Here is a 12666-nt window from a genome sequence, read left to right on the forward strand (position 1 = left end):
TTAATTTTGATAGAGAGTGACAGAACAATGAACGATATCTATTACGTATTTTCTCCTACATATATAGGGCAAGATCCCTGCACAACAGATGAGGAGTTTGAGACCGAACAAAAAAGACGCGAGCTCATCGCGCAGCGACTAAGAGAAGGCGGCCTGACAGACTGACCTCAGTTACGGTACGACGAACTGCTTTGGCCCTTTCCTAAAAATTTGCTGTGTTCTTCCGATGTACAATGGGTACCAATAAAAAAAATGGGCACCAACTCTTGTTGATGCCCACTTTAGGTATTCGCTTTGCTTATGCTTGTTATCGGTTAAGGCCGATATCTCGCTGCATATGACTAGACAGTTCATTTGAGTAGTAAGTATTTTCTACTTCACCTTTACCGAACATGATATCTAGTAGGTGTGCAATCAATCCTTTGAAGTTAACCGCGTAGGCTTTCTTATCCATAGAGGGTGCTAGAGCGATGGTGTCGATATTCATTGCTTGTGCCATGATTGCCTCTCTTTACAAATTCATTTTTTGTCGTTGTTGGAGCAATAATAGGCAACAAAACGCGTGTAAAGAAATGACAATTTTTGGCAATTCAGATTAGTTATTCTAATGGAACAATGCGTTAACAAGTGCCGTTTTTAACCATTCAAAACTGCTGCATAATTACCCATAAGAAAGCGATTTGGATAAATAATTGCTCACTTACCCAAACCGCTACGTTCAATTGTTAAGCATTCGTTACTTAAAAATGTCCCTTTTTTCTTTTAGAATTCAACAGCCTCTCGTGAACTATTCTAATCTAATGCTTTAGGCAAATTACGCTCATGATACAGCGACGCTAATGTGGCCAGTAGCATAGTCACCAGTATAACGCTCAGTGAGACCCATGTTGGTATCGCCCAAGCGCTGCCTACTAATAGCATTTTGATACCTATAAAAATCATAACGAATGACAATGCCTAGCTTTAAGTACACAAAACGGTTCATCATACCTTCAAGAACAAAATACAATGAGCGCAGACCTAACAAAGCAAAGACGTTCGCTGCTAGTACCAAAAACGGCTCTCTGGTGACAGCAAAAATTGCAGGGATTGAGTCAAGTGCAAACAACACATCCATAAACGCGATCACACCGATAACAATAAACATTGGTGTAAATACGCGTTTACCATTCTCTATAACCGACAACTTATTCTCTCGATAATCATCCGATACGGTAAAAAGCCGTCTGATAATTCGCTCCGGTAAAGGATTAATTTCATCTTCACCGTGATCTCGTGCTAGCTGTATACCCGTCCAAATTAAGAACGCCGCAAATAAGTACATGACCCAGTGGAACTGAGCAAGAAGTTGTGCTCCAACGCCAATCATGATAGCGCGTAAAACCAGTGCCCCTATTACGCCCCATAACAACGCTCTTGGTCGCAAATGCACAGGTACGGTGTATTGGTGGAAAATAATCGCGAATACAAACAAGTTATCGATGCTTAGCGATTTTTCAAGCAAGTACCCAGTTAAGAACGCAACGGTTGCCTTTTCAGCACTGTAATCACTACTTGGTGCGTAAACATCCCAATAGAAATAAATCGATGCCGCAAAAACAAACGCCAGCAGGAACCAAAAACCACTCCAAAGTGCGGCTTTGCGAATGGTAATAAGCCCACCACGGGTTTGGTAAATATCTAACGCAACTAAACCTAACGTTAGTACTAGAAAAGAAAGGTAAACAGATAAGGGCATAAGTCCTCCAGGCAGAAGGACGATGAGTGAGTGCCGACCTTCCGCAAACCAATATACACCCGAGTAAACATACTCACTCGGACTTTGATTGCGTTGGTCTCGTCAAAGCACACAAGGTGCTCTTATTTGCCGGATAAGCATTGGCTTAACGAGATGACGACAAATAATTTAGGTGACTACTCCCCAAAACGAGCGGATTGTATGCCTGAATTTATGGGTTGTCTATGGTTTTTTTGAAAGATTTTCGCGAGGCCTAGAAATGCAAAACCAGCAATAAAGATTGCTAGGTTCATGGGTGGTTTTTACACATTTTATAGCATTGATTAATTTATGCTTTTTCTCTATCCGTTGTTTTTTGATTGGTTTCTTTCCAATACTGGATACGACAACGATGAAGTCGAGCACGTCTCATTTTTTTCATGGGTTAACTCCTTCTCTACTCTACGCATTCCAAGTTACTTACGTTATGTAACAGTGAAATGACAACCGTAAGACTATTGTGTGACAACGTTAGAAAGCTGGATTCGAAATCCATTCGAGCGAAATCTGCTCTTTGTCACTTTTCATACAGAGTTTTTCTGCAATGAACCTATTCTGAATCTCATTTTTATGAATCCAGGTAAATAGTTTAGAGTCAGAAATGGGATGTAAGTTCAAAAATTCAACCAGTTTCTTATCCACGTCATCTGAAGAATGATTTTTCAGCGATTCGGGTACGTTAAGTTTTTCTTGGCCAATCGTCACTTCTTCCAGCTGATAACTATCAATACGAAGGTTATAAGGAAGACGTGTGTAATGGTATGGCGTCATATCGGCGGTGAATTTAATGTGGGTGACTTGCCCTTTCACAAGGTGTATTTCCGCATTCATTGGAACGCCGCGGTAATCCAAATCAAACCCACAATAATATTGATGCTCGGTTTCTCCACAATCATAGACATCCGCGAGTACCCCCACATCCTCTATGTCAATAATCTCAGTATGGCCTGCGATGAAGTCATTGACCCAATTGGCTTGAACTTGACCAACCGCAGTGGAACATAGCAACGCCGTGAACCATGACAAGGTAGTGAAACATGACAACGTAAAGAACCGTACTTTCTTAAACAGGCTATTTATTGGCTTGTGTCGCCTCCCCTCCAGCCATAATCTCATTGTTTTTTGCATACCATTCTTCCTATTAACATCATGGCTAGTTGATACTTACGCGACTATTTACTTACACAGCTATTTACTTACACGGCTATTGTCAGTCAATTCCCTCACTGCTAGGTCACTGAATTTTCGATAATTACAGAACTATACGCCACTATATCACCACAGCATCGTTTACTTCGCAGTTTCACAGTAAATTATTCCTCATTCCGTTCTGAATAATTGATGACTCTGATAGAATCCACCTATCTTATTAAAATTTAAAAGAAATCATGAACGTTAGTCGACATTCTCTTTCTATCCTCATAGCCTGCGCTGTCCCGATGCTTCTCACTGCATGTAATAGTGATGATACCGTATCACTCGGCGATCGTATTCCAACCGCCCCCGTTAAAAGCTTTGGACCAGAATGTGACGCTTTGGCAACGACTCAAACCGTAAGATTTATTCATGTTGCCGATCTTCATGGTCATTTTGGATTTCAAGAAAAGTACTACAGCAAAATTAAGGCCGTACATAATCAGGCACTGTCTGAGCAACCCTATACATTATTTACTAATGGTGGGGATGATTATGAAAAAGGCTCTGTCGCCGAGCAGCTATCACGTGGAGATGCGACGTTAGAAGCGACTCAAGCCCTAGCTTTTGACTATCGAGTTATTGGTAACCATGACTTTGCTTGGGGGCCTGAACAACTACTCAAATATTCAAAAGACGATGTCGCCACTGTTCTGGCTTCTAATACTGAATATTACGGAAGCGATCCACAAGGCTTTGATGGTGTGAACTTTGCTATTGCACAAGTAGGCTGTATCAAAATTGGCTTTTTTGGCATGACATCTGGCCCCTGGAATGAACTAGATCAAGAAGTTACCCCTGAAACCGATTTTATTCCTGACTTCAGTATGCGTTGGGACTGGAACGACAGAGCACGACAACTCATCCGTGACTATGCACAAGATGTAGACTATATGATCATGCTCAGCCATTTGGGCTTTGGGACGGATAAAGCACTCGCGACTTACGTTGACGGCATCGATTTAATTCTTGGTGGACATTCACATACCACACCTGCATGACCGAATTAATTAATAAGACCATGGTGGTACTGCCTGATTTTAACGCCAAGGGTTACACTGAAGTTGACATCACCTTTAACCTTGCTGACAAATCAGCCGTGATATCCCAGCCTATTGTCAGTACCGATATAGAACTCATGTCGCCCGTTGATAGTACAACACAACACAAAATAGACGCTATTCTTGGTCGCTACGCCCCCGATGCACACACCGAAATTGCCGTATCGAAAGGGCAGCCAACTCGTACGCAGATGCGTGATATTTTGTACAACGCTATGCGATCATTCACCAACCCAGAAACGGACCAATACTTCGCTATTGATGCCAGTATTCTTGATGAAAATGAAATTGAAGACAGCGAAATATGGGCACCAGGGTCATTAACACAAGAGCATTTCCATCGTTCCTACCCGATAGAAAGGCAACCTGCCAACACCCCAGGCTTTAGCGCTTTATATCAAGTTCAAGTGCTAGGCTCTGAACTCAAACTCATGGCTAATGCTAGAAACGAACTGCAGTACAACGGCCCTACCATGGATGAGATTGATGACCAAAAGCGCTATAACGTCGCCTTATTCAAATCAGCGGCGTGGAACCCTGAACTGTTTTTTAATGCGGCCTATTATGAAAAAGACGACGCGGTACTCATTGCCGAAGCTTGGCAACTGTACGACGTTTATGCACGAAATCGCACCGCCAACTGCCAATTTATTGATTCAGACGACGTACTTTATAGCTGTGACAATGACGTAATCAACGCGACAACTATATGGAACTTCAATGATCCTGCGACCATATTCACTGGCGAGCAAAGTCAACTTTCATCCCTATCGCTACAGAGCAATACGGGCGAAGCGGCAAACTGTGATAGCGCTATTATGTCGTGTGGGACTACGGATTCATTGGGTATACCCGCTCTTCCTGATGGCGCTATAGGTAACGTTATTAAGCTTGAAGCGCTCATTGCAGATGAAAATGGCGAGTTTGCTTTGAAAACAACGCATGCCGCAAATGGCGAATTTGCATCACAAGATCTCATCTCTAATTACACCTTAGTCTTTGATGTACTTTGGCCCGACAACAGTAGTAATGAATATCGAGCGATCCTAGATGCCAATGACCTCAACAACAAGGTCGAAATATACTTAAATGAAAGCAACCAGTTAGGGCTATATTCACAATACGCAGGTACGTTCAACGCCAATACTTGGTACCGTATTGCCTTGGTCTTTTATGCCTCAGAGGCGGGTGATGTGGTTTACAAGCTCTATGCAGATGGCAAGTTCATCTCAACGATGCGCTACAGCGCTTAGCGAAGGGTTTAAATGGGCAATGAATAAAGACACCATGCGCTTATTTACTGATACTGAATATCAAAAGTACGAAGCTGAGCTAGGTTTATTTAAATGCGCTGTTGTACACACCAAGACCGCTAACCGATGTTGAAGTCGCGAGTATGGGCGCTGCCAAAAGTGTGTTGACATTCACACCGACGGTGCGCGAGCTCAACCAAACGGTGGAAAGATTCTATGAAAATGCGCCTGAAGATTGGGCGCACAAGTGGATTAAGCAACGTGCTAAGTTTATGAAAGCGGCGCCTAGCCCATCGCAAACACAGCACTTGCAAACAATACGGCTTAAATAGCTCTATAAAAACTCACGTTAGATAGACAATTACGTTAGATAAACAATGACGTTAGACAAACCATTAAGCAGCGCTGACTCTTCAGGGCTGCTTAAGAATGTCACTCTAATAGTAATTGGAGTAGAGCCTTAATGGATCGGGTTGCAGCTCTGCACTCTCCCATGCAGGGTCAAAGTGATATTTGAAATAGAGATTGAACAAACTCGGTTGATAATCACTGGAAAATTGCTGAGAAAGATAACCAACCAAAGTCCAATGGTCTGTCATTTTGTACTCCGTATATAACTGCACGGCACTACTTACCCCGGAGCTAGTTGACGCGCTGCCACCTAACTGATACGGAGCGTCAAAACTCGCATTAGAGACAGATACCGTCCCACGAGCACCGTATGTCCAATCATAATTAACTCGTCGATAGTAAGAGACCTAAGCAATGAAACCGACACATAAGATTGTGGGCTGTAGTAATTACCGTGACCAATCACGACCTCGTTTACGTTTTTGTCGTATCCCATATAGAAGAGCGAGCTGCCTACGGACAAGGCTTGATCATTACTGCTTATTAGGTTGTAGTAGCCACCAAACATACCGGATAGTCGGTCGTTGTCTGCCACATTTTTTCCACTTAGTTTATGGTACTCACCGTAGCCCCAAAAGCCATAGGGCCGCCCATCATTCCATGATGCACTGACGGTACCTCCTGTACGGGTAATACCACCAAATTCCGTCACATTGCCACGGCGATCAGCCACTTCAAGACCCGAATAAGAAATTAGGCTAGACGTCACTGGTCGTTTACTTATGCTCGCGCGCATAGAAACATCGCCAAATGTACTTGTTCCCTCTATCCCACCAACCCAGTCATTGATCCTAAAGCCCAGTGGCGTGGTACCGATATCTGCGCGCCATTGCGGCGCTTCCCAGCCGACTGAAAATGCTTGCCCAACGCGGCTACGTTCAAAGCTAACACCTTCGTTATAATAAGTTAACTCACCGCTATTTAGGTACACACTTTCAGTTCGGAGTTTTAAGTGACCATCCCAATCAGGCATGGCAATACTTAACTCGATGGGCGCGGTTAGAAATGTGGCACCATTGGGTACGGAATTATACTCAGCGCCAAACATCACATAGCTTTGATTTCGCTCTCGAAGCACATCCAACGTTGAAATAAGATCATTCGTCATCCACTGATCATCGGCATGTCGATAAGCCGCTCTCATGGTACGGACGTTGGCGAGTTCATGACGCTCTTTGTCATCAAGAAGCAAACTCTTTTCCGCATAACGCTGAACAAGGGCATGATTATCTCTCTCATTGGCTTCTTCCTCTAGTCGCCAATAATCAAATGCCGTCAGCGTTTTTTGCGTTGAATGATTGTTGAAAAAGTTGATATACGCTTGGTTATTCGTTCTTATTGCTGCAATTTCAGCGGTCAAGAACTGCTCTTTTGTCAGCTGAAATACATTATCCGCAGAAGCTTTAATTAACGCTTCTGCATGCTCGAGGGACTGCTCTACGAGTAAAAGGTATCGCTCCGAACCTAAATCAAAACCATCATTGATCAATTCAACGTAAAGCGCTGTCGCTTTCCCTGCTTGGTTATTGGCAAGGTAGCGGTCTGCGTTAAACGCCTGTTCTCGCTCATTGATAACCGATACGTTTATTTCTCGGTTGTGCACTTGGCTATAAACGGCGTGATGGAGCGCGGCTTGATTGAGGTCAAAGCTCACTTGAGAATAAAGAACAAGCTCGTAATCTTGCAGTTGGCTAACATCCACCGAGGCTAGCGCTGTATTCGCCTGATCTTGATACCCAAATTCGTTCCACAGCACGATTGCAATCGGCAAGTTTTGCTTAGAAAGGCGGCGAATATAGGGTTCAATAACTTGGTCATTAGCTTGTTTGTTTCGTACCACCTGACGGTGATATTCAAGCGTAATTCGAGTGAAGGTGGCTTGCTCAGACGGCGTTAAATTTACATACTTATTCTCATTAACAACACCGTACGCCTCTTCCCAGCGATTTTGTGAAACCAAAAACAATGAGTAAGCGTGGCTGTGTTGAGCATCCTGATGCTCAATGTAAGCGTTACGCATCGTTCGGTTGGCTAATTCAGGTTGACCTAAACGAAGTAACTGCTCGGCAATCTCTTTTTTCAACCAAGGTAAATTCGCTGTACTTGCCACGACATCTTGGAATAGTTTTGATTGCGCTAACATAGGGGATAAAGCGTCCACGACTTTCAAACGGTTCAATATGACGCTGTGCTCAATACGAGCAGAAAAAGCGCGTAGTGCTTTACGCTGCTGCGACGATAACGTATTGAGGGCGAGCATTTGACCTTCCACACCAAGATTCGGGCGATACGTTTCAACCCAAAGCTCAAGTGCGCTAGTACTTAGCGGCTCTATCTCTATGGCCTTTTTCGCCCACTGGCTGGCCTGTTCTACTTCGCCTTTGCTACGTAATACTTGCCCTTTCAGCACATAACCCAGTGCAATGCTTTCATCCGTTTTTAGCGCTCTATTAATATAGGCTTCCGCCTGAGTAAAATTCTGAGCGATAATCGATTGGCGCGCTAAGTCAATCGCTTGCCAGTACTCAATTGAGCGCTTCTGAGACAAATAAAAATCCGCTAAATCTGGATTGTCATCATTGGTCTCGGCTTGATGCAGGTAGGCTAATGATGCCTTATAATTACCACGTTGAAATTCATGTCGGCTTAGGGCAATCAAAATATCCGGTGAATTCGGCCACTTTTTATTAGCGGCAAGCAATGCGCTCAATCCGGACTGTGAGTATTGACTGTTATCCACCTCTTTTAACGCACGTAGCTTTGCACGATAACGGGGATCTTTTCGCAACGTCTTTTCCTGCGACCAACGATTGACCGCTGTTTCATATTTTTGCTGGATCGCTAAATCAGTAGGGTGATAACTGGCAACCCGTGAATAGGTGTCAAACCATTGTTGAGAAAGTGGCTGTGAATCGAGTTCATTTAGCCATAAACTGCTGGCAAAAACGCCAAGCTGAGCGTCATTCGCTAAGTCTTGATAAATGGCGATCGCTTGTTTTTCATCGTAATAACGAGCTAAATGACGTGCCAGCCGAATTCGGATCTCCCCCACATGTGGAAAAGCGCTATCAAGTGCTTGATAGCCTTGCAGGGCTTCATCGGCACGCTCGGGAAAGGTGGATAATAAATCTAGATACTCAAGCTCATAGGTAATATCTGGGCGTTGGTCACCAAACAAATCGTTAAAACGTGCTAGCGCGGCTTCATTCTGTCCACCTTTTTGCAACAGGATAATTTGGTTAAAATCACTTTTTCGCTCGACATTGACTAACAGGTAAGACTCGAATGCACGAATCACGTCTCTGTTGCCTTGTTTTTTCACTTTCAGCAGCAGCGATGACGCTAAATCAGGCTGATCATTTCTCACCAACCAACGACCTTTTGCAAACAAGGCCTCGGGGTTTTCCGGGTCAATGGCAAGCCAACGCTCTACCGCAGAGAGTACTAACTCTTCGTCTTGTTTAAGCTCACCGATAACTATCTGATTTTCTAGCCAAGTTGGCGCAGATTGATAATAAATCACTGGCGCAACGGGCATGGCACCTACAGGGATGACACTCGATAAAGCGAGGGTACACAAGCCAACCGCAAGATGAGGCACTTTCACCATTATTTAGCCTGACCCGTAGATTGGGCGTTACTGGCCCAAGGTACAATCAATTCCCCCTTGGCATTAAATCGAAATTTGTCGGTATACCAAGCCGTTCCGAATATCGCCAACACATTGTTGTAGTATTCGTTGTCTCTATCAGTAATAAGTTGTGTTTTCACCTCTAAATCGAAGGCAGCAGCAAGCTCGGTCTCACCACTCGCGACCAAAAAGGGCAGCATTGCTGCGGTAAAACCAACAGGAGACGTGCCTTGAGTCAAGCCACTATCTGCGTACGTCGTCAATGGAACTTGCTTATTATTGCGTAATCGCCTTCGCGAAAGGTTGTAAGGAATGAAGCTGTTCCACCTGCCCTTCCATGTCTGAAGGCATCATACCTGCCCATAAATACGTACGTATGGCGTTATAACTTCCTGCGGCTGTCGTATTCTTATCGTAGAAATACCGTTTCCCATCATAAAGCACCCAATCAGGGCTGACACCGTGTGACTGAGTTTGCAGTAGTAGCTCGACTGAGCCTGCCCATAGTTCCTGCCAGCGTTTATCGTCAGATGAATAAGCAAACTTCGCCAGTAGCGGCAAGGGCACATAGCTAGGATTGAGCTTAGCGACAGAATCACTCATGAAGCCCTTTTTGCCCGGAAGTAGCTGACGACTCCCTGCTGTTAAGCTCACGGTTTCTTCAGCCAGAATGCGCAACGCTAATAAATAGCCCACGTTTTGATAGTAATCACTTTGCCACAGCCGCCCTGCCTCAATTAAATGTATAGGCGATCCATAGATCAGAATCTGATGCTGAATTATCGTCCAACACGCCCTGGCGATTGTTTTCACTTCCCCATAACCAAGCAGGTAAGCGAGCGGTCAAGTCACCTTCGGCAAGGTGAATGCGAGTCCACTCATATAAGCGATCAAAGGTTTGTCGATCGTTTTCCACTAATGCAAAGAACAATGCATAAGATTGTCCTTCAGAGGTGGTGATCCGTCTTGGGTCCGAGCCATCAATCACCCGCCCATTATCGATGATGTAAACCTGTTTAAATTCCTGCCACGCTGATTGGTCTTTCGCCCAAACGTTAGAAAAAGACAGCAAAAGAAGAAAAGTAACCAGTAGCTTATTCATTATGCTGCCCCGTAGATTCATTTAAACGACGTGACGCATACGCTCTGAGTACTCGCCATATCACTAAGGTGAAACCCATGACCAGCAGTAACGCGACGATAACCATCAACATGGGTCTATCGGAGAAGTGATACCAAACAAGATCATACAAAGGGAGCGAACCCACAAAATAGTTATCCCCTATCTGATAACCGTTAATATCATATTTGGTAATGGCGACGGCTGAACCTGACAATTTGGCGCTGTTCTCCGCCAGCGCCTTTTGCAATAACGGGATGGAATGTTCATTACGAGCCGATAATACCGTCACCGTCCGGTTGGCCGTCAATGGCGACTCAAAGCTGGCCATTGACGCAAACTCTCCGCGCGTCGATAAGTGCGTTGCAACCGTTGGAGATTGCCCGCTTAATTTCGCAAACCCGCGCGGTTTGGTGACTTCCGCTTTCACTGTTGCCGTCATAAATTGACCATCTTCCGATGAATTGACGTAGGCCAGTGATTCAGAGGCGAGTCCAAATTGAGAGGCTGACTGGATACCCAATACCAGAATATCCTTATCCGCTAACTTAGCCTCATCCCATGTATCTAAAAGCGTATAGCGGTATGCTAGGTAAACCCGTCTTCTTTGAAATAAAGCCAACGGTTTCTAACAGCAATTCTATTTCCTTGTTACTTGGTTGAGGCGTAATCACAATCGCGGTCTCAGATAGATCAGCCATTCTAGAATATGGAAAACCCGAGCTCGCAAACACTTGACTGTTTGGCATACGTATATAGTGAGGAAATCCTGAAAAATCGAGCGTTGAGTTACCATCTATGGCCGCATACTGTATTGAAGAAGAACTTCCCTGACACTTCCCTGCGACGCTTTTCGCTAACTCAAAATTAAAACCAACAGTATTGCTTGTCGCGACTTTAAAGCCTGGGACATTTACCTTTTTAGATTCGCTGAAGGACTCACTGCCTAGAACAGGAAGACGCCAAACCGAAACTTGTTGCGGATCAGTGTCATCAAGTGAGAAAGCTCGGACAAAACGATCGTTGACAGTAACACTCATTTTTGAGCTGGCTGTCCCCTCTTGAGGCGGTGAATGACGGAAGTTCAACTCTCATCGGTATAGAATTGGCGTTCCAGGTAAATAGATCTCGGAGGTAAAGGTGAAGCTCACATTGATTGGCGCTAAATTAACGCCTTGTGTTTCAAGTTGGTAGTCGCCCTCAATCAACTCAGAAAATCTCACCGCCCTATCAGTTGGCAGCCAGTTGGGTGCATCGTAAGGTTTGCGTTGCTGTAAATTTTCCACCTTTTTCACATAGGCAACTTCCCCAGACATTAACTGATTACTTGAGGCCAGCCCTTTCACGGCCAATGACAGTTGTTGCTCATCCGCTCCTAGAAGCAATAACAGTTTAATATTCGGGTTTTCTGGATGACTCACCATCTGAATCGTCGGCTGTGTAATGTCAGGTAAATCTTTTAGAAATGCAGGTCTAGCATTATTGGTGGCAAACACGACGGCATGTCGAGTTGGTAATCGATCGCTATAAACAGGAAACTCAATGTCTCGCCATTTTACGTGACTGGCGAAATAGCTGGCCACCGTCGACACAGAATGAACGTCCGTCAACGTTAAACCTTCTGGCACGACAAATGGAATAGTAACGTCGTGAAAATCACGCGCGTCAAAAAACGGCGCTGGCAATAGACTTAATTCATTCGCTATCGCCAAACTACGTACATTAAGCTTAATGGAGCTTGCTGAACTCAGCTCCCACCAAAACGCAGGATCGCTTCCGTCACTGCACATTGCGTCAATTTGACCGCTCAGTTCAAACTTTAGTTGGTTGTAATTCTTAAAGAAACGTCCGTCGAGTGCAATGGTTTGGCTCTGCTTTTGAACCGTATCGCTATTGCTGATTTGAACCACGTCCATCAGTTCATTATTTAGGAAGACTCGCACATGGGATACGGAGGCCTTGAGAGCGGGTGAAGGTAAAAACTCCAAATGTAGCGTTCCGCCTGTGATGACTTGATCGAGTCGAGAGCCAAAACCAAGAAAAGCGGTACTTTGGTTGCCCCTCATCGCAATAGATGAGTCCCCAGAAATGTCCGCAAAAGTATATTCCACCGTACCATTAGACTGGCTCGTTAGATCGGCGCTTGTCGCTGCAGCCGACAGTACCGATGAAATCATGCTCAATGATAAAATAGAGAGAGCTCGCATTATTTTCATTAT

The 12666-nt window shown here is 44.4% G+C and carries 11 protein-coding genes and 2 pseudogenes; 3 read left to right on the forward strand and 10 right to left on the reverse strand.

Features of this window, described 5'->3' with window-relative positions; genetic code table 11:
* Positions 1-307: 307 nt before the first annotated feature.
* From AC0L66_RS24695 to AC0L66_RS24705, 3 genes and pseudogenes are all read right to left on the reverse strand, one after another.
* Positions 308-499 (reverse strand): hypothetical protein, encoded by a 192-nt coding sequence (locus tag AC0L66_RS24695; protein WP_265674036.1) that lies wholly within the window; start codon positions 497-499, stop codon positions 308-310.
* Positions 500-792: 293 nt separating this feature from the next.
* Positions 793-1738, reverse strand: a pseudogene (locus AC0L66_RS24700) (TerC/Alx family metal homeostasis membrane protein).
* A 510-nt stretch (positions 1739-2248) separates the two neighbouring features.
* Positions 2249-2905 carry a hypothetical protein gene (locus tag AC0L66_RS24705; protein WP_473569843.1) on the reverse strand — a complete coding sequence of 219 codons (657 nt, stop codon included), beginning with the start codon at positions 2903-2905 and terminating at the stop codon, positions 2249-2251.
* Positions 2906-3216: 311 nt separating this feature from the next.
* On the opposite strand from AC0L66_RS24705, the gene AC0L66_RS24710 reads away from it, so the two are divergent.
* The 3 genes from AC0L66_RS24710 to AC0L66_RS24720 all read left to right on the forward strand — a co-directional run bounded on the left by AC0L66_RS24710 (position 3217) and on the right by AC0L66_RS24720 (position 5617).
* On the forward strand, positions 3217-3972 hold the full coding sequence (locus AC0L66_RS24710; protein ID WP_473569844.1) for a metallophosphoesterase: 756 nt from the start codon (positions 3217-3219) through the stop codon (positions 3970-3972).
* Complete coding sequence (locus AC0L66_RS24715; RefSeq protein WP_473569846.1) at positions 3969-5285, forward strand: hypothetical protein; 1317 nt, start codon at positions 3969-3971, stop codon at positions 5283-5285. Before AC0L66_RS24710 ends, AC0L66_RS24715 begins: the two co-directional genes overlap by 4 nt.
* 101 nt (positions 5286-5386) lie before the next feature.
* Positions 5387-5617 carry a hypothetical protein gene (locus tag AC0L66_RS24720; RefSeq protein WP_473569847.1) on the forward strand — a complete coding sequence of 77 codons (231 nt, stop codon included), beginning with the start codon at positions 5387-5389 and terminating at the stop codon, positions 5615-5617.
* Between the two features lie 105 nt (positions 5618-5722).
* On the opposite strand, the gene AC0L66_RS24725 is transcribed toward AC0L66_RS24720, so the two are convergent.
* The 7 genes and pseudogenes from AC0L66_RS24725 to AC0L66_RS24755 form a co-directional block, all read right to left on the reverse strand.
* Entirely contained in the window at positions 5723-5884 is a 162-nt protein-coding gene (locus AC0L66_RS24725; protein WP_473569849.1) for a hypothetical protein, read from the reverse strand.
* 62 nt (positions 5885-5946) lie between these two features.
* Positions 5947-9306, reverse strand: coding sequence for a cellulose synthase subunit BcsC-related outer membrane protein (locus tag AC0L66_RS24730; protein ID WP_473569851.1), 3360 nt, complete (start codon positions 9304-9306; stop codon positions 5947-5949).
* Complete coding sequence (locus tag AC0L66_RS24735; protein WP_473569852.1) at positions 9306-9590, reverse strand: hypothetical protein; 285 nt, start codon at positions 9588-9590, stop codon at positions 9306-9308. The genes AC0L66_RS24730 and AC0L66_RS24735 overlap by 1 nt, the downstream gene beginning before the upstream one ends.
* A gap of 13 nt (positions 9591-9603) precedes the next feature.
* Entirely contained in the window at positions 9604-10023 is a 420-nt protein-coding gene (locus AC0L66_RS24740) for a glycosyl hydrolase family 8 (RefSeq protein WP_473569853.1), read from the reverse strand.
* Positions 10024-10060: 37 nt separating this feature from the next.
* Positions 10061-10429, reverse strand: a complete 369-nt coding sequence (locus AC0L66_RS24745) for a glycosyl hydrolase family 8 (protein WP_473569855.1) — start codon at positions 10427-10429, stop codon at positions 10061-10063.
* Complete coding sequence (locus AC0L66_RS24750; RefSeq protein WP_473569856.1) at positions 10422-11069, reverse strand: cellulose biosynthesis cyclic di-GMP-binding regulatory protein BcsB; 648 nt, start codon at positions 11067-11069, stop codon at positions 10422-10424. The genes AC0L66_RS24745 and AC0L66_RS24750 overlap by 8 nt, the downstream gene beginning before the upstream one ends.
* A pseudogene (locus AC0L66_RS24755) lies at positions 11002-12663 on the reverse strand (cellulose biosynthesis cyclic di-GMP-binding regulatory protein BcsB). Before AC0L66_RS24755 ends, AC0L66_RS24750 begins: the two are co-directional and overlap by 68 nt.
* Positions 12664-12666: the final 3 nt, after the last annotated feature.

It is taken from the genome of Vibrio sp. GJ43-1, from assembly GCF_055808835.1.